This window comes from Ferruginibacter sp. (assembly GCF_028288465.1).
Classification (GTDB): Bacteria; Bacteroidota; Bacteroidia; order Chitinophagales; family Chitinophagaceae; genus Ferruginibacter.
This window is the reverse complement of sequence record NZ_JAQBNR010000046.1, coordinates 28,571-46,793: the sequence shown is the minus strand read 5'-3', so window position 1 is coordinate 46,793 and position 18,223 is coordinate 28,571. Positions and strand designations below refer to the sequence as shown.

Here is an 18,223-nt window from a genome sequence, read left to right as displayed (position 1 = left end):
TAGCCGGAAATGTACATAACTATTTTTTACAACGGCTTAATTATTGCATAATTGAAAAATCGCAAATTAAATCAATGTCTGGTATCTTTTGCCATTGATGCATCCTTCAGGCAGTGTGTGAATCACCTGCCGCAACCCAAGGGAATTATGAATAACCGATTTACCTGTTACAGTATTTTGCTGGGTATACTATTGACCATGTTAATCATGTACCCTGCTGCTGCGTTGCCCAAAAACCCTGACAATAAGAGCGTTGAAGAAATCAAATACCCGGAATTTCCACCAACAAGTACCACAAATATTACCATTTGTAAAAATCAGCTACCTTATACCTGGAACAATATCACCTGTCTTAAAGCAGGTACTTATTCAGCAGCGCTTGTCAGCAGCAGCGGAGACGATTCTACGGCAATTTTAAACCTGTCGGTGATCAATGTAGGAGTAAGTGTTAGCAATGTGATTATATGCGATAACCAGGTGCCTTATACCTGGAATGGCCATACTTACAGCCAGAGCGGCACCTATTCTGTGACACTTACCAGTGCTGCAGGTTGTGATTCCGTGCCCATTCTCAGTTTAACCGTCAACAATTTCGTAACCAGTACCACAACTAAAACAATATGCAGCAACCTGCTTCCCTATACCTGGAACGGGAACAGTTATGCTACTGCGGGCACTTATAAAGCCACACTGAAAAGCGCTGCAGGATGTGATTCCATCGCCACTTTGGTGCTGGCTGTAAAGACTGCTGCCAGCAGTACTACGCCGGTAACAATTTGCAGCAGCCAGGCACCCTACAGCTGGAACGGGCATAGTTATTCAGTCACGGGTATTTACCCGGTTTCCATTGCCACCAGCGCTGGCTGCGACTCAGTGGCCAAACTGGATTTAAAAGTGATACCGCCTGCAACGAGCAGCACCAAAGCAGCTGTGTGCGCTGCTCAACTGCCGTACAACTGGAACGGCAACAGTTACATTGCCGCAGGCACTTATTCAGTTAAATTGAAAAGTTATTTAAACTGCGATTCGGTTGCCAGCCTCGTGCTGGCTGTGACGCCTGTTAAAACTACTACCACCTATAAAACAATTTGCACCAGCCAGCTACCGTATGTATGGAACGGCAATAGTTATACAAGTGCCGGCAATTATTCCGTTACACTTAATGGCAGCAATGGCTGCGACTCCATTGCAAGGCTACAGTTAGTTACAGCTACAGTGTTAACAAGCGCCACCAGCCGCACCATCTGCAACAGCCAGTTACCTTATACCTGGAATGGCAATAGTTATGCTGCCGCAGGTACCTATACTGCATCTTTTGTTACCGCCGCCGGTTGTGATTCTGTGGCTACTTTAAAATTAGCGGTTGAAACACCGTCAACAAAAACTGACAGCCTGCTGCTTTGCAACAGCCGGTTTCCGTATAATTACCACGGGCATATTTTTACAGAACCCGGCACTTACCCGATTGATCCACCCTTTGTAGTGGATGCCTGCCATTCCATTGTTGCCGTGAACATCGTCAGTCAGCTCATTCCGCCGGGTACAACCGTTAAAAAACTTTGCATTAACCAACTACCTTTTGTATGGAACGGCAAACCCTATACGTTGCCCGGTCATTATTCGGTAACGTTGCTCAGTGCTACCGGTTGCGACTCTGTCGCCAACCTGGATCTGTATGTTAATCCGGTAATAAAAAAGGATACCAATATCAGCATCTGCGTTAATCAAACACCCTATAACTGGAACGGGCATTTGTATAACACCAGTGGAACTTACGTAGCTACGCTTATCAGCAGCGGTGGTTGCGATTCTGTAGTTACATTACACCTCAGCGTAAGTGACACCAAAACAAGTGATACGACGCTCACCATTTGCAATGCGCAACTGCCTTTTAAATGGAACGGGAAAGTATTTAACAGTGCAGGCAATTATGCCGTCACCGTGCAAAGCAGTGGCGGCTGCGATTCCGTTATCAGCCTTCACCTGGCGGTACAACCATTTTTAACCAGTACCATCAATAAAACGGTCTGCAATAACCAGCTGCCTTACCAGTGGAATGGTAACAGTTATTCATCGGGCGGAACTTATGTAGCCAACCTTAAAAATGTGGCCGGCTGCGATTCCATTGCAACCTTAAATCTTACCGTAAATAACCTGTTAACCAGCGTTACCAATGTAAGTACCTGTATCAGCCAGTTGCCTTATTTGTGGAACGGCAACAGTTATACTTCGTCCGGAACTTATACTGCTATGCTGATAACCAGCGGTGGTTGTGATTCTGTTGCCACTTTAAACCTGCAGGTGGGGGATGCCGCCGCGAGTATTACCGAACTCACCATTTGCAGTAACCAGTTGCCCTATACCTGGAACGGCAATGTGTTTCCTATTGCCGGCACCTATCCGGTAACGCTTGCCAGCAGCAGTGGCTGCGATTCTGTTGCAACGCTCAAACTGATGGTGAAAGATATTCTTACTTCTACTACCAATGTAAATGTGTGCGATAAAGAATTGCCATACCTGTGGAACGGCAAAAGCTATAACACAGGCGGCACTTATTCTGTAACCATCAAAACACTTGCAGGCTGCGACTCCGTGCCGGTACTCGGCCTTACCGTGTTGCCGTACACAACCAGCACCACCAACACAACTATTTGCAGCAACCAGTTACCTTATCACTGGAACGGCAAAACATATACTGCTGCCGGTACTTATTCGATTTTGCTCACCGGGCTAAGCGTGTGCGATTCCCTTGCAACGCTCAACCTTGCCGTGACTGCGCCCGATAAAAGGAATATCGACATAGGTGTTTGCCCTTCTCAATTGCCCTACAGCTGGAATGGACATGTTTTTACCAGTGCCGGCATTTTTACCACCACGCTCACCAACAGTACCGGCTGCGATTCTATTGTAACTGCAAACCTGTCTGTTCGTACCGTCGCCACCAGTACCAGTACAATCAGTATTTGCACCGGGCAGTTACCTTTTAGCTGGAACGGGCATAGCTATCCGCAAGCCGGTACTTATGCTGTAACGCTGGCTGATAGACATGGCTGTGATTCAATTGCCACATTACACCTGTTTGTAAAAGCCAATACAAACAGCATAACAAAAGCAAGTGTTTGCTCTGCCCAATTGCCTTACCAGTGGAACGGTCAGAGCTTTACCAGTTCCGGTTTGCATGTGGTTACACTCAGGAATGCCGGTGGATGTGATTCGGTTGCTACACTGGATTTAAGTGTGAATGCAACACCGCCTCCACCAACCGTCTCGCCACTCAGTTATTGCCAGTATGATATTGCTGAAACGCTGCATGCCGCGGGTATCACAGAAGGCGGCCGGTTGCTCTGGTACCGCACTGACACTGGCGGTACAGCCTCATCAATACCGTCCATACCTTCTACGCTGGCGGCGGGTGTAAATCATTATTTTGTAAGCCAGGTAAGCGGCGCATGTGAGGGGCCAAGGGCAATGCTTGCTGTAACCGTTCACACCAAACCCACATTGGGGCCGGATAAAAACCTGAAAATATGTTTTGGAGATACGCTGAACCTGGCAGGCCAGTATAATACAGCTGGCTTTACCGGCACCTGGACAATCAATCAGCAACCCCTAACGTTGCCAGGTTCAGTAACTGGTGCAGGCAGCTACCAACTGATAGTAAAAACTAACCAGGGTTGCCTGGATACCGCTACGGTGAACCTGGATGTGTTGCCAAAAGTAATCGCCGGTGCAGGCAAGGACGATAACGCCGAATACAATGCGCCTTACCAGTTAAACGGTACAGGCAACGGGCAATTTGAGTGGTCACCGCCGGAACAACTCAGTAATCCTTTTATAGCCAACCCAACTGTTAAACTAACCGCAGATGAAACATTTACTTTAACAGTAAAAAATGAGCTGGGTTGTACGGCACATGATACAGTAAAACTGCGTGTGTTAAAAGGCCCGGGGTTTTATGTGCCCAATGCGTTTAGTCCCAATGGGGATGGATTAAATGACCGCTTCAGGCCCACAGCGGTAGGTATAAGCAACCTGGAATATTTCAGAATATTTAACCGCTACGGCGATATTGTTTTTGAAACAAGCAATGTTGGTGAAGGGTGGGATGGGACCTATAAGGGTATTAAACAAAACATTGGCAACTATGTGTGGATGATAAAAGGCACCGACCGGCTGGGCAGGGTAAAAATGCTGAAGGGCAATGTGGTGCTGGTGAGATGATGATTTACAGTGAGTTGTCAGTGGTGAGTGGTGAATTGCGAATGGTGAGCAGTGAATTTTGAGTGGATAGAAAGCTATTGCATTAACGGAATAGAAAAATAAAAAGTAGATCCATCACCTTCTTCGCTTTCGGCCCACACATGACCGTTGTGGGCATGTATAATTTGTTTGCATAAAAAAAGTCCCAGCCCGATACCCTCGAGGTTCATTGTTTTTTCTGCCCTGAAAAACCGGTCGAAAATAAACGGCAGATGCGCCTGCGCAATACCCATTCCATCGTCTTTTACGGCCACTTCCACAAAGTCGTTTTGAATGGTCACCAGTATGCGGATATTTTTTTTGCCATCGGCATATTTAATGCTGTTACCCAGGTAATTGGTTATTACTTGTATCAGCCTGTACCGGTCGGCCGTTACGACAAGACCGGTGCTGTTGTCAACATCAATCGTATAATCGGGGTGCAGCATTTTTACCGTATCTACCGCTTCAGTGATCATGCCGGCAAAATCAAATTTTGTTTTTTCCAGTTCAAAATGGCCTGCGTTTATTTTGGTGGAGTTATACAATTCGTTGATCATTCTGTTTAACCGCAATACATTGTTTTTGCTCCGCTCAAGTAACTCTTTGATAGTTGCAGCGTCATTGGTTTCAACCAATGCTTCCAGTAAATTATGAGAGAGTAATACATTGGTGATGGGGTTTCTTAACTCATGACCAATAAAACCGATCATATCATCCCGGTCACGTTCCGCCTGCTTTTGCACGGTAATATCATGCACAATCAGCAATACATTCGATTCGGATGACCCGTCTTTTACCGGGCTGCAGTTTACCTCAAATATTTTTTCCTGTGCCGTATTTTCATTTAGTTGTATCTGGATATTGCTGAATCCTTTTTTACTGATCACCGCAAGTTGTATTTTATGCAGCAGGTCGTTATTTTTATCATAGGACGCAATCAGTTTTGCAAAATCAACATTGGTTATTTTTGTTGCACCGAGGGCGAATAATCTTGAAAAAGATTCGTTGGCCCTGACAATTTTCAGGTCTTTATTCAGTACCACAATACCATCTTCAATTGATTTTAAAATACTGTCCGTAAAGTTGCTGAGGCTGATGATAGCATTCTCCGAAATTTTTTGTTCATTGATATTCTGGATGATTTTCAGCACGTAGATTTTACCGGCTTCATCTTTTATCAGTGTGCTTTCTCCCGATACCCAGGTAATCACATTGTCTTTCTGCACCAGGTAGTTATTGTCGTATGCCTGGCCCTGGCTCAAAGCGGCCGCAATCTCTTTGTCCGGCCGGTTCTTGGCCTTGTCTTCTTCGGTAAAAAGCATTTTAAAATGGTTGCCGCAAACATCAGCCCGTTCATAACCAAATGAGCCTATAAAAGCCTTGTTTACTTCCAGTATAATGCCATCTGTATCCAGCAGTAATACCGCATTTTCTTTGGCTTCATGAAACAGGGCATCGAAATAATTCAGGTGATTGTAAATAGCAACAGGGGCTTGCGGCATATTGTATAATTTATGAAAGGGGGTTGAGGAAAGTCCAGTAACACAATTTATTCGATAAGGTTTAAAATAAAAAAAATATTATAGGAGGGGAGTTGGTCAAAATAGAAACATTTTAAAAAAATAGTCTTAAACAGCATTCTTTTTTGTGGGTGATGATGTAACCGCTATTGTAATAAAGGCTAGTACAAATTTTTAATACTTTAAATTTGATTTACGTATATATAAGTCATTATTCGATATGTGAGTACGTTTAAACTTTATACCAACATTGATATTATTATGACAGTTCTAAAGACATGTCAGGAGTTGTCACATTTGTTAATTCAAAGCCACCCATCGCATGCAACGAAGACTGGGAGCAGTTACTGGACAAAATATGGAAGGAGGCAGAAGCCTTTGCCGGACTGGTGGAACAGCTGCCTGAAGCCAAACTATGGGACGATTTTGCGGATGGTAAGTATGGTAATTACTACAGAAATATAACCGGTATTATTGAACACCTGCACTATCATTTAGGGCAGCTTGTTTTGATAAAAAAAATGCTTCCACAAACAGAATCAGAATAGCAGAGAAGTAAAAATGAGCAAGCAATAACAAAGTGTCCTTTCGCTATTATAAACTTACACCTTCCTTGCCAACGATAACTGATGGACTTTTGCTGCAACCTTAATCAACCATAGAAACCCCGCGGCAAAAAAATATACAAAGTTCAATAGATGAAGCTGGAAAAATTATTAACTTCAAGATTGATGACTACTTGAAACGAAACCTGCTATAATTCAGCCATACAGCATCCCATTAAAAAATACTCAACATGCAATTTTTATCCCTGGAACCATTTGTTCCATCCGGCAGCGAATTTGAAAAATCCAAATTATTTTTTCAGGAGTTGGGCTTTGCAGTCAATTGGGATGTTGGCGGATATGCCGGTCTTGAAAAAGATGGTTGTAAGTTTATTTTGCAGCAGTACGAAAATAAATCCTTTGCCGAAAATTTTATGGTGAGTGTAAAAGTGAGTAATGCGGCTGAGTTCTATCGGTCAGTGACAGAAAAAAAATTACCGGAAAAATATGGCATCAGGGTTTCACCACCCAAAAAGCAACCGTATGGCATCGAAGTAAACATCATTGATATTGCGGGTGTTTGCTGGCATTTTGTTGAATAATGCGGATATCAGTATAAGCTATTCACGATTCACTTTTCCCACTTAGTAATAGATTTTTTTTATCTCCGGGCAACCTAATGCTTGCAAGCCGCATTTGTAATAATGTACACAACCGGGTATCTTTCAAATTGAATATGGATATAGCACAGTTAATCAGGGAAGCAAAACAGGGTAGTGCCCCGGCGCAGAAATGCCTGTTTGATTTGCTGAGCGATAAAATGCTGCTGGTGTGCCGCCGCTATGTTAAAGGCAACGAGGATGCGGAAGAGGTTTTACTGGATGGCTTTTACAAGTTCTTTAAAACGCTGGGCTCGTTCCAGTACCAGGGAGATGCTGCTTTGTATAACTGGGTAAAAAAAATAATGATCAATGAATGCCTGATGTTGTTACGAAAAAAAAATGTGTTCACTATTGTTACGGAAGCTGATGCAGCAGATTGCCCGCTGGAAGCAGAAGCGTTGAATAATTTATCTGCCAAAGAAATATTTGATTTGATTGTTCAGTTGCCGGTTGGTTACCGCACGGTGTTTAACCTGTACGAAATAGAAGGCCTGGAGCATAAAGAAATTGCGGCTATGCTTGGCATTACAGAAGGTACTTCCAAATCGCAGTTGAGCAAAGCAAAAATATTGTTACAAAAAAATCTAGCACAAAATGGAACCCGATATGTCAAACGAAAATCGAGATAGAGCGGCCTGGAAAGGCAGGCTGGAAGATCCGGCTATCCTGGGTTTAACCAGCAGCGAAAGCAATGCGCTTTGGGAAAAGCTGGATGCCCGCCTGCATAAAAAGTCCGGCCGCAGAAGAATGATATGGTATTGGGTCGCCGCTGCCTGTTTGCTGTTTGTAATTCTGCTGCCGTTTTTGAAAAACGATACTGTTTCGCACGCAAACAACAGCTCCTCAACAGTAAAGCAACAGCCTGCCTTATCCATGCCTAATGAAAATATCAACCAACCTGCGCCTGCTCCGGCTGAAAACAAGGGCCTTGTGATTGAAAAAAGACAAGCCGTAAAAGTTGCACGGCAAGATAAAATAACAATGGCTTCGATGGATAGTGTTGCACCTGAAGTTGTTAACACAAGCACAGGAACAGTAGTTCAAAATGAAATTCAACCTGTACAAAATAGCATCGCTCCAATCGTCGTTACGCCGGTTGCGATTGCTGCAGCAGGGCCGGTATTAAAACAAAAATTAAAAGTAGTCCACATCAATGAGCTCGGCTACCCGGAAGAAGCAACACGCAGGGATGACCATATCGCTGATTATCGTTCGATCAGGTTTAACCCTGTAAGCCCGGAAACTTATACCACAACATCAACATCTCAAAACATCATCGATTTGAGTTTTTTTAGAAACAAAACCACTCCATCAAACTAAAATAACATGAAAAAAACAATTTGTTTTTTGATGCTGGCAATCAGCATCACGGCAGACCTTTGCGCTCAAAGCAACAAATCAGACAAGGCATTTGAAGTGCCTGAAAATATCGTCATTAACCGGCGCTTCTGGATAAGCCTTGATAAAGGCAATAAAATGCAGGTAGAGTTAACCGATATCAACGACCTGGAGGCCCTTGCAGATATTGATAGATTACTGCAGACATTTATTACGGACATTGCTCCATTAAAAGATTCTCTTGGGGATCCACTCACTTCAAAACGCATCGATTATTTTGTCGACGGGCAAGGGCGCAAAAAAATCCGGCTACAACAATTTCAGCCCAAAGGCGCCAGCTTTTTAATCAACAAAGGCGAACTGGCTTCTCTAAGAACAGAACAGGATACCATTCATATTATTGGTGTTATTTCTAATCCGCCAAAGGCGCAACAGAAAATCAGTCGGACCAACGATCGATACTATCACCTTACTTTTTACCTGAATAATCTGAATGAGTTAAGCGGCTATATCAATGGTGCGGTGAAAGAAAAACTGACCACGATTAAAAATTTTGAAAATACCAAATGGCCGCTGATACTGGGTGGTGGCGATCATTACCTGAAGAAAGACCGGTCCATCAGCGGGGGTGCTCCCAGGGGCTTTGTACCGGGCGCCCACGGCGATTTTCTTGTATTGAATTTTATGGTTAACATACAGAACTATAAAAATTATTTTGTTCCATCTTTTAGCCTGGGAGCTAAACTAGCCCTGACCAATCGTGACCGTACTTTTAAATGGGAACCTGGGTTATTTTGGGAACCTCATTTCATCTTTGCAAAAGATGCGCAAAATAAATTGCAGACTTACAGAAATGATTTTTTAACCTTCACGTATGGCCAGGGTGGTATTCCAGATCACGATCCACGGAAGGATTTTACGTTTAGTGCGGTAGTTTCGCTGGGCTACCTGATACACAGGGAAGGAGACTATTTCGACAAACAAACTTTTCGGTTCGGTGCAGGCAGGTTTGCAATAAGAAAAACTTCCATCGAACCATCAATGTATTTCAATAATTTTTTCAGGGGTGTTACGCCGGGGATCAGGATCAGCCAGTATTTTTAGAATTGTTGTTGAAGTGCTGCTTTTTACAGATTGTCAATATTTTTTCAGACATAGAAAAATAGATCATGAAGCCCATTTTCTTATCGCCATTTATAGTAATTTTTTTGAGTTGTAGTGCTCAAAAAAAAGTAGAAACAGTTTTGTACAAAGCGGGCTTTAAAACCATCCATTGGGTTGATACCTCCAGGATATACAGACCCAATACAGACGCAACAAACTACCTGCATTACAGGCCGCTTGATTTGGATGTTTGGTATCCGGCAACTGCGGCAGCCACCGATTCTGTGCTGTTGTTCCGGAACATTTTAGGACTGTTTGATGAAAGGGCTAACTACTATACCGCATCTGATGCGGGTGATGGTTTATCCCGGCAACTGGCGCAATTATATTGCACCGGTTTTAAATGTGGAGATACAGCTGCTCTGTTAAATTATAAAACCAGTTCGTATAAAAATGCGACAGCAAATGATAATAAATTTCCGCTCGTAATTTATTTAGCTGCTTACAACGGTATGAGTTACGAAAACTATTCCTTGTTTGAAACGTTGGCGCAGCATGGTTTTGTGGTGGTGTCGATAAGTTCTATAGGTCGTTTTCCGGGAGATATGACTATGAAAAAGGAGGACCTGGCGGAGCAGGTAAATGATGCCATTGTTTCTCTGAAAATACTGAGAAATGATGCTCATATTGATTTTACCAAAGTTGGGATTGTGGGATATAGCTGGGGCGGACTGGCAGGAGCTGTTGCTGCTGGTAAAATAGCAAATGCGGCCTGCCTGGTGTCGCTTGACGGCAGTGAGTTTCATCACTACGGAGCAAAGGCGGAGGATGCTGATTTTGACGGAATTAAAAACAGCGCTGCATTAAAAGATCTGCATCTTGCGATCCCTTACCTGCGTCTTGAAAGTTCGCCTCCCACCGGCACTGATAAAATGGATTCAGTGTATAATTTTATGGAAAAGGTTAACGGCGAAAAACAACTGTTTAAAATTGATTCCGCCCGGCATGAAGATTTTAGCTGTATGTCGTTCGTAGTTAGAGCTGCTGGAAAATGTACGGGCAATAATTATTTCAACACTATTTCAAAACTAACAGTAAGTTTTTTAGAAACGACGTTAAAAAATGAAAATAATTTTTCACTGATATCGAATCAGGAAATTAACAAAACGGTACGTAAAAAATGATTTCCTTCATAGTTGCTCCTGCTCAAAACTTCAAAACACGACTGAAAAAAATAGTTCTGCCTTGCTTAAAATAACTTTCTATGTATAAAATTTTAGCATTTACACTCATTTTAATACTTGTTATTTTTAACGGCTGTAGTAAGGATTTTTTAAAAAGTTACGACAAAAGAATTATCGGAACCTGGCGCATTGATGATGTTGACCGCCTTGGCCTGGGAGGCAGCACCAGTCAGCTTCCTTTTGTGAATGGCAGGATTACTTTTTTTGAAAATGGAACACTGGATTATACCAATGCAGCCAATGAAAAATTTACTGGTAACTGGGAGCTTTCAAAAAAGATTAAGAACGAAGAAACAGTGCACAGCCTCCAAATTACTGCGGTAGATTTTACCAATCAAAAAGTGTTGTCAGAATATTATGATGATATGCAGTTCATGAGTACAAACCATTTCAAGGCCAATATAGTTTCTACTTTTCATACTTACATAACGCATTTTCGAAGGTAACTCAGCATGCAATTTATATACTCACTAAGTAAATTATTGAGCCGTACCTTTTAATGTCGTTTTTTTAGTGCCATAATCGAAGCTGTTTTCAATATCAAGCGTCAAACTATTTCCATCCAAATGGCAGGTAAATTTTTCTGTATGCGGACTCTCGATATACCTTAACTGCAACACCACGGTATGGTCATCTGTAAAGTTAAAACTGCCTGCAATTTTTAGTGGGGGCAATCCAACAAAGCTTGCTTTTGCACCACCAACCAATGATGGCCCATGTTTGGTGGTTTCGCCTTTTTGCCATGCTCCATTTCCAAAATCAAGCTGGTACGTCATGGTATCTGTAGCCAGTGTTACGTTGCATAAGTCATCTTTAAAATCAAAAGCAATGCTTTTAAACAGGCGGCTGTTGGGTTCAAGGGTAAATGTTTTATTAAAACTTTCTCTCGTTGCGGGCAATGCTTTTTTTGCGGGCAATGCAAGTGCAAGCCAAGCCAGTTTTTGTTCCAATACGCTTGCTGCCATTTTGTTTTCCGGCAATTTATTTTTATAAAAGGCAGGTAACAAATATTTCCAAACCAGGTTGATTTCATCCTGCATGTCCGCCGTTTCCGCTGTGATGGCAATAACTGCATCCTGTTCTGGCAATACAATTATGTACTGACCAAACGCTCCATCCGCCCTGAAAGCATTGTGCCTGCAGCGCCACATCTGGTAACAATAACCCTGTTCCCAATCACTGGAATCTTTTTTTGATTGCGGGTAATCAGGGTGCTGGATGATCTTGGCGGTAGAAGCGTCTTCCGCCCATCCCATTGGTAAGATTTGTTTGCCATTCCATTTTCCTTTCTGTAAAAACAACTGGCCGAATTTTGCCATGTCTTCTGTTTTTAGGCGCAGTCCCCAGCCACCAGTATTAATACCTTTCGGATCAATCTCCCAATCCATCCCTTCAATGCCCAGCGGATCAAATAATCTTGGTTTTAAATAGTCAATTACTTTTTGCCCGGTCACTTTTTGTACGATTGCAGAAAGCATGTAAGTGCCCAGGGAGTTATATAAAAATGTTGTTCCCGGCTTGTATACTACAGGCACTGATAGAAAAGATTTAACCCAGTCACTGTCCATACTTACGTGCGTAAATGTTGGATCAGGATCTTGTCCGTCAGACATGCTTAACACATCTTTTACGGTCAGGGCAGCAAGGTTTGGGCTAATAACAGCTGGTAGCTGATCCGGAAAAAATGAAATCACTTTATCATTTACGGTTAGCTTTTTTTCGCCAATCGCAAAGCCAATTGCCGTTGCGGTAAAGCTTTTGCTGCAACTGTATAAAGTATGTTTTAAATCTGGCCCGTATGGATTCCACCAGCCTTGTGCAATGAGTTTACCATGACGCAGCATGATAATACTATGCAACTCATTTTTGCTTTTACCAACAGCATCCAAAAACTGGCTGATCGCTTCGGATGAAACGCCTTCTGCTTCCGGAATACTTTTTACAAACGACCGCTTGCTTTGTGCGTTAACAGCCATTTGTGCAAACAGCAGCAAGGCAATTGTTCCGGTCAATATTTTCTTGTACTGCATAACGGTAAAAATTTCCTGTAAAAATTGTGATTGCCGTATTTCAGAGCATGCGCAAAAATGGCAATCGAAGATTGGTTAATCGATTGTCAAATGTATTTAAATCCTGAAAAATATACGGATAAATTATGGTGAAGCAGAAAGCAAGATTTAAGACTTTTATAGGCTATTTCACCACAGTGCCACTAAAAAAACAATTATCATAGGTTGCGTAACCCGCGAATTTCATATCCTCTTTAGAACCATAATACCGGAATATGCAATTGCTGAATTTTATTTTGTCGTTGTTGGAGTTGAGGATGGTTTGCCTGCCGATTACTTTGGCATATAAAAAATGAAAATTACAGTTGCTTACCGACGTAGGAATCTGGGAGTATAAATTGCCAATAGAGGCAATACTTTCAGAATATAAGTTAGAAATGGAAGTAGCATACCAGCCGCTTTGGCTTATATCAAAAAGCCGGATGCACCTGCCGGCGATATTACCGCCATCGATGGTATAATAACCTGCCTGCGATTTGCCGTAGTGACCAATAGAAATAAGTGTATGGATGCTTCCCCAGGAATAAATACCCCGGATGACATTACCCTTTTCCTGGGCCTGGCCGGAGGCAAAGCCAACTTTTGCATCACCACATTTTATATTTTCAAAAAGCAGGATATCTGCGTTAAAAGTTTTTCCATTTGGACTTACCATGTAATCAATCGTAAAATTGCTAACTGATACATCATGAATTTTTACACCGGTGCTGCCACCCACATTTTTGGATCCGTCGTAATCAATTACAATACCAAAATAGTAATCGCCGCATTTGCCGTTGGCATCGGTGTATTTTTCGAACGGTGTATTGTAGTAGGCGGTATCGGTGCCGCCTGGAGATTTAAACTGCCCCGTAATGGCGAGGTTATTTATTTCCGTGCCTTTATTTAATTGCAATCCAAGGGCGAAGCCCCCGGTTGACATGTACCTTAATGTAGTGCCACTGCAACAATCCCAAAAGGAGGTTTCTCCATACATATGAATGGTACTGCCGCTGTATTGCCCCTTGTAAGTGTTGGCGATTATCAGGGGCGTACCATAATTATAGGTGCCTTTGGGGATATAAAAATTGCGCAACGTTTCATTGTTGGCAAGAACCGTGTTGATGCCTTTTTGCAGCGCATTACTGTTATCTTTTACCCTGCCGGCGCCAAACCATTTCGCACTAAAATCTTTGCCGTAAGTGCCTTCCGGAATGATGGTTAAGGTGGTATCAAAGATCCATTGCTCCAAGGAGGCGTCGATGATACCACCCCTTATGGTACCTGTGCCACTGATATGTCCCTTACTTCCAAATTTTATAATGGCTCCTGAAGGAATTTTCCAGGTGTTGTTGATAAGCGTGTCTTTATTAATAAATATATCTTGCGAAAATGTTGGTGATATAATGGCCGTAAGGGCAACTAAAATAAGTAAGCTGGTTTTCATAAATTATAAATGTGGTGTAAAAGTATGCTGGTTATTTTTGAATGATTGGCATCGCAATATAAGAGGATGAATTGACACGCCCAACATCGGCAGGTTAGCAAATCGATGCACCTTGAAGAAATATTTCAGCAGATAATTATTAGGAAAAGGCTGGGATGCTTTGTCATAAAGGGTTATAGCCATACTTTAGAAACGGCTTATTGCATGTTTATTATGATTGACCGCGCCGTTAGCAGATCGTTAAATTTTTTAACGAGTTATTTTTGAAGCGCGGGAGAATATTTTGTTGGAAACAACAGTTAAGAAAATAAGTTCGTAAAGCAATCTGTTGAAATAGCCACGGTCAAAAAATATCCGGGCAACGAAACATAACTAACCTGAAGTAAAGGCCCTCATTTTTGCCGCCTGTTAACCATGTTGGTGGTTTTTAAAAAGTATTGAATTGATCTTTGGTAACAGGGTATAAATGTTGTAGGATTTGAAGTTGGTTTTTCCTAGGATACCGGCTTTTATATGTAGCTGTTCTTTTTTCTTTCTGATGTAAAAATGCAATTTATTACTCAGCAGATTTTTATTTTTCGTTTAATAGAAAGCATGTTTCGGCGAATGATGTTAATTGTACGCCTTATTAAAATAACAGGTCTACTAATAGCCGGAGGCTGGGAACGGGTAAGACCAGCGTGCAAATAAAAAATGTCCCGGGTAGGGGACGTTTTTTTATAGTCTGCAGTTTTATTGTTACCTGTGGTTCAACTATCCATTTTTTTTACATCTTCCGATGCCTGGTTTTAGGATAAACGCTGGATTTTTTGATAATTGAATTTGGCGTTTCTTAGGTAATTGCATTTGGTCTTTTCATGGAAAGGATCTTAGTTTTTTCAGGATGTTGGGACAGGTTGTTTTTAGAATGTTTGAATTGGCTTTTCTTCGGCTACCGGACTGGATTTGACATTTAAAAAAGCTATTGTTTCTTTGCTGAGGTAAAAATGCAAACTAAATTTAAATGCTGAAAAACATTTCGTTTAATGCTTGCAGGCTTCGGCGAAAGATTGAAAAAAGACGATTTCAAACACAATACCCGGTTGAGTTTTCAGCAACAAAAAAATGCCCCGTAAAGAGGCATCGTTTTAGATTGGTTGTTTTATTGAGGAGTTAGCTTGCAACGTTTATTCTTCCCATCACTTCTGTTTTCAGCATTTTACTGATCGGTATTACAGAGTCGCCAATGTACAAAGTATAGTCTTCTATATTGTTTATTTTACGCAGGTTAACAATGTATGATCGGTGAACCTTCATAAAACAGCCCTTATTCATTTTTTCTTCAACCGCTTTTAGTGTGCTGTGGGTAACGTATTTTTTATCAAAGGTGCAATACTTAACGTAGTCGCCTAAGCTTTCAATATATAAAATATCATCATAGTTCAGTCGGATTAATTTCCCGTTTGATTTGATAAAAATGTCTTCCTGTTTAGGGGTTTCTTTTTTATCCTCAAAAGATTCATTCACTTTTCCCACTGCTTCCTGGAACCTGATGTAGGTAAAGGGCTTTTTAAGATAGTCAGTAACTTTATATTGAAAAGCGTCGTATGCATAATCTGTTTTAGAGGTGGTTAATATTACTTTAGGCATCACAATTAATCTGTCCAACAGCTGAAAGCCACTATCTCCGGGCATTTCAACATCTAGAAATAATATATCCACTTCATTTTGCTGAAGGTAACTGTAAGCGCTTTCAGAATCAGAAAAAGAGCCAACAACATCAATGGTGCCCGTTTTTTCACAGTATCTTTCTAGAAAATTTCGTGCAATCGGTTCGTCATCAATAATTAGTGCAGTTAGTTTCATAAGTTGGGTTAAGAGGTTATGGATTTAAGTTTTATCAGGTCGTTTTGTATAATCGGTATTTTTTCAATCAATTCATTTTTAAGTAAAGTATATAATGTAGCTAAATTGTTGACATCCGTCATCCCGGTGCATTTTTTTTCAATGTTTGCGGCAGCTTCTGTCAATTTTGTAAGTCCCACAAAACTCAGCACCGGCTTAAATTTATGAATGGCTTTCCTGAAGACTTCGGCATCGCCACTGTTAAAGCCTGCTTCTATTTCATCCATGTGACCGTTAACAGATTGTATGAACTGCTCAAAAACCATTTCCGCATGTTCATGATCACCATCATAAATACTTTCTAAAAATTGTCCATCCAGCTGGGCATTAAATTCAAAAGATCCGTCATTCATGAAACAATACAGTTTGGTTTTTACATGGGTTTGGTTTTATAACGTAAAATTTGTTGTATTATTTTAAATGGTAACATCCATTTTAGAGAGGCCAGTAATTTAGTTTTCGCAACGCAAATAATTTAAGGTTTTTTTCGTTTCAAGCTGTTATAGGTAAAACTTACAAAGTGTTCATATGATACAAGCAGACAAAAAAAGCAGCGGATTTTTTAACCGGCTGTTTGGCGACAGTAAAAAAGAAGGCAGCGTTGACCTTGCTTTTCACGATGCTTTTTTGCAATTGTACATTGACGCTTATGTGGTTATCAATACTGAAACCAATGATATCGTTGATTTTAACGAACATATGGTGACATTGTTTGCGCTTCCGCCAGAGGTAAATCTGAAAAAGTTGCAAATTAACCAGATCATGATGCGCTACCTGGCAGAAGATAGTGACAACAAGGATTTGATGATGAATGGTATTCCGGATTACTGGGAGGGCGAGGCCGGTTTTATTAATTATTGTAAAGAAAAATTTTATACTGCTGTCCGCAGCACTGTTTTTTATAAAGAGGAGGTGAAATGGCAGATAATTACCTTCAGGGATTTAACGGCTAAGAAAAATGCACGGCAGGAATTGGCAAGCTATAAGCAGAATGCCGAAAAAGCGGCCAGGGCAAAAGCCAGGTTTCTAAGCAGCATGAGCCATGAACTACGAACACCCTTAAACGGAATTATTGGTACTTCCAATCTTGTATTGCTGGAAGCCAATTTGCCTGAGAATATTAAAAGGCATATCAATATTTTAAAATATTCCTCAGAACATATGCTGGGCATCATTAATGATATTCTTGATTTTAGTAAAATAGATGCCGGCAAACTGGAACTTAAAAGACAAGTGTTTAATTTAGAGCACTGTCTTAATAATGTAATTGAAGCATTTGAAGTGCAGTTCAATGACAAAAATCTTGAATTCAGATTTTCAGCACCCCCCGAGTTAAGCACCGTTACGGTTGCGAGCGATGAATTGAAATTGAGCCAGATTTTAAATAATCTTTTATCCAATGCAGTAAAATTTACCACCGCGGGCAATGTTACTTTTAAGGTAGCTATTGAAGCTATAAATGGATTGAACACTACGGTGTCTTTCAGAGTAACTGATACGGGGATTGGTATTCCCGTGGAAAAACAAGCCGAAATTTTTCAGGGGTTTGCGCAGGTACATACAGAAGACCACGGCAGAAAGTTTGGGGGCACAGGGCTTGGGCTCACTATCAGCGAAAAGCTGGTAGCTAAGTTTGGTGGCGAACTAAAAGTAGAAAGTGAACCCGGTGAAGGAGCCAGTTTCTACTTTTCCGTTTGTTTTGAGAATGCCCAACTCAAAGAACCCAAAGCACCGGTACCACATGAAGCAGGGTTTGAACACATTACCGATACCAAGGGATTAAGAATATTGGTTGTAGAAGATAATGCCATCAATGCCACCATCCTGATTAGTTTTTTACGCAGGTGGGGTGTATTGGTTAAAGAAGCCGAGAATGGAATTCATGCTTTAGAACTGTTGAAATTTCATAAGTTCGACCTTATATTGATGGATCTTGAAATGCCGCAAATGGACGGTTATCAAACAGTCAAAAAAATAAGGGAAACAGATCAGAAAACGCCGGTGCTTGCATTTACCGCCAGTTTACTTGAAGATATGGAGTCATTAATCAACGAGGCTGGCTTTGATGATTATGTATTAAAACCTTATAAACCTGCCGAGTTAAAGAAAAAAATTCTTGCCTTTTCACCACACCGTAAAATTGATTACGCGTGATTCTTATGTTACTGTTGAGTAATAAAAGCAGCTAT

General features: G+C 41.3%; 14 protein-coding genes. 9 read left to right on the top strand and 5 right to left on the bottom strand.

Going from position 1 to position 18,223, the window contains the following annotated elements; genetic code table 11:
* Positions 1-147 precede the first annotated feature (147 nt).
* Positions 148-4,221 carry a gliding motility-associated C-terminal domain-containing protein gene (locus JWR61_RS17525; protein WP_301929042.1) on the top strand — a complete coding sequence of 1,358 codons (4,074 nt, stop codon included), beginning with the start codon at positions 148-150 and terminating at the stop codon, positions 4,219-4,221.
* 74 nt (positions 4,222-4,295) lie between these two features.
* On the opposite strand, the gene JWR61_RS17520 is transcribed toward JWR61_RS17525, so the two are convergent.
* The gene (locus tag JWR61_RS17520) at positions 4,296-5,744 is read right to left on the bottom strand and encodes a PAS domain-containing sensor histidine kinase (RefSeq protein WP_301929041.1); all 1,449 of its coding nucleotides are present in this window, start codon (positions 5,742-5,744) and stop codon (positions 4,296-4,298) included.
* Positions 5,745-6,040: 296 nt separating this feature from the next.
* Between JWR61_RS17520 and JWR61_RS17515 the strand changes: the two genes are divergently transcribed.
* The 7 genes from JWR61_RS17515 to JWR61_RS17485 all read left to right on the top strand — a co-directional run bounded on the left by JWR61_RS17515 (position 6,041) and on the right by JWR61_RS17485 (position 11,101).
* Positions 6,041-6,310, top strand: coding sequence for a hypothetical protein (locus JWR61_RS17515; RefSeq protein WP_301929040.1), 270 nt, complete (start codon positions 6,041-6,043; stop codon positions 6,308-6,310).
* Positions 6,311-6,558: 248 nt separating this feature from the next.
* Positions 6,559-6,909 (top strand): hypothetical protein, encoded by a 351-nt coding sequence (locus tag JWR61_RS17510; RefSeq protein ID WP_301929039.1) that lies wholly within the window; start codon positions 6,559-6,561, stop codon positions 6,907-6,909.
* 134 nt (positions 6,910-7,043) lie between these two features.
* Positions 7,044-7,598 carry an RNA polymerase sigma factor gene (locus tag JWR61_RS17505; RefSeq protein ID WP_301929038.1) on the top strand — a complete coding sequence of 185 codons (555 nt, stop codon included), beginning with the start codon at positions 7,044-7,046 and terminating at the stop codon, positions 7,596-7,598.
* The gene (locus JWR61_RS17500) at positions 7,576-8,289 is read left to right on the top strand and encodes a hypothetical protein (protein ID WP_301929037.1); all 714 of its coding nucleotides are present in this window, start codon (positions 7,576-7,578) and stop codon (positions 8,287-8,289) included. Before JWR61_RS17505 ends, JWR61_RS17500 begins: the two co-directional genes overlap by 23 nt.
* 6 nt (positions 8,290-8,295) lie before the next feature.
* Positions 8,296-9,411, top strand: coding sequence for a hypothetical protein (locus tag JWR61_RS17495; protein ID WP_301929036.1), 1,116 nt, complete (start codon positions 8,296-8,298; stop codon positions 9,409-9,411).
* 65 nt (positions 9,412-9,476) lie between these two features.
* Positions 9,477-10,595 carry a hypothetical protein gene (locus JWR61_RS17490; protein WP_301929035.1) on the top strand — a complete coding sequence of 373 codons (1,119 nt, stop codon included), beginning with the start codon at positions 9,477-9,479 and terminating at the stop codon, positions 10,593-10,595.
* A gap of 80 nt (positions 10,596-10,675) precedes the next feature.
* Positions 10,676-11,101, top strand: coding sequence for a hypothetical protein (locus tag JWR61_RS17485; protein ID WP_301929034.1), 426 nt, complete (start codon positions 10,676-10,678; stop codon positions 11,099-11,101).
* Positions 11,102-11,134: 33 nt separating this feature from the next.
* Here the strand turns inward: JWR61_RS17485 and JWR61_RS17480 are convergent, their stop codons facing one another.
* The 4 genes from JWR61_RS17480 to JWR61_RS17465 form a co-directional block, all read right to left on the bottom strand.
* A complete protein-coding gene (locus JWR61_RS17480; RefSeq protein ID WP_301929033.1) occupies positions 11,135-12,685 on the bottom strand; it encodes a serine hydrolase in 1,551 nt (516 codons plus the stop codon).
* A 163-nt stretch (positions 12,686-12,848) separates the two neighbouring features.
* Entirely contained in the window at positions 12,849-14,150 is a 1,302-nt protein-coding gene (locus JWR61_RS17475; RefSeq protein ID WP_301929032.1) for a hypothetical protein, read from the bottom strand.
* Between the two features lie 1,152 nt (positions 14,151-15,302).
* Complete coding sequence (locus JWR61_RS17470) at positions 15,303-15,995, bottom strand: LytTR family DNA-binding domain-containing protein (RefSeq protein ID WP_301929031.1); 693 nt, start codon at positions 15,993-15,995, stop codon at positions 15,303-15,305.
* 8 nt (positions 15,996-16,003) lie between these two features.
* Positions 16,004-16,387, bottom strand: a complete 384-nt coding sequence (locus JWR61_RS17465) for an Hpt domain-containing protein (protein ID WP_290338237.1) — start codon at positions 16,385-16,387, stop codon at positions 16,004-16,006.
* A 175-nt stretch (positions 16,388-16,562) separates the two neighbouring features.
* Here JWR61_RS17465 and JWR61_RS17460 point away from each other — a divergent pair, with 175 nt between their 5' ends.
* Positions 16,563-18,188 carry an ATP-binding protein gene (locus JWR61_RS17460; RefSeq protein ID WP_301929030.1) on the top strand — a complete coding sequence of 542 codons (1,626 nt, stop codon included), beginning with the start codon at positions 16,563-16,565 and terminating at the stop codon, positions 18,186-18,188.
* The last annotated feature ends 35 nt before the right edge of the window (positions 18,189-18,223 follow it).

Coding starts and splice junctions, on each gene's coding strand:
- JWR61_RS17525 (WP_301929042.1), top strand. CDS start 148: ATGAATAACCGATTTACCTGTTACAGTATTTTGCTGGGTATACTATTG.
- JWR61_RS17520 (WP_301929041.1), bottom strand. CDS start 5,744: ATGCCGCAAGCCCCTGTTGCTATTTACAATCACCTGAATTATTTCGAT.
- JWR61_RS17515 (WP_301929040.1), top strand. CDS start 6,041: ATGTCAGGAGTTGTCACATTTGTTAATTCAAAGCCACCCATCGCATGC.
- JWR61_RS17510 (WP_301929039.1), top strand. CDS start 6,559: ATGCAATTTTTATCCCTGGAACCATTTGTTCCATCCGGCAGCGAATTT.
- JWR61_RS17505 (WP_301929038.1), top strand. CDS start 7,044: ATGGATATAGCACAGTTAATCAGGGAAGCAAAACAGGGTAGTGCCCCG.
- JWR61_RS17500 (WP_301929037.1), top strand. CDS start 7,576: ATGTCAAACGAAAATCGAGATAGAGCGGCCTGGAAAGGCAGGCTGGAA.
- JWR61_RS17495 (WP_301929036.1), top strand. CDS start 8,296: ATGAAAAAAACAATTTGTTTTTTGATGCTGGCAATCAGCATCACGGCA.
- JWR61_RS17490 (WP_301929035.1), top strand. CDS start 9,477: ATGAAGCCCATTTTCTTATCGCCATTTATAGTAATTTTTTTGAGTTGT.
- JWR61_RS17485 (WP_301929034.1), top strand. CDS start 10,676: ATGTATAAAATTTTAGCATTTACACTCATTTTAATACTTGTTATTTTT.
- JWR61_RS17480 (WP_301929033.1), bottom strand. CDS start 12,685: ATGCAGTACAAGAAAATATTGACCGGAACAATTGCCTTGCTGCTGTTT.
- JWR61_RS17475 (WP_301929032.1), bottom strand. CDS start 14,150: ATGAAAACCAGCTTACTTATTTTAGTTGCCCTTACGGCCATTATATCA.
- JWR61_RS17470 (WP_301929031.1), bottom strand. CDS start 15,995: ATGAAACTAACTGCACTAATTATTGATGACGAACCGATTGCACGAAAT.
- JWR61_RS17465 (WP_290338237.1), bottom strand. CDS start 16,387: ATGAATGACGGATCTTTTGAATTTAATGCCCAGCTGGATGGACAATTT.
- JWR61_RS17460 (WP_301929030.1), top strand. CDS start 16,563: ATGATACAAGCAGACAAAAAAAGCAGCGGATTTTTTAACCGGCTGTTT.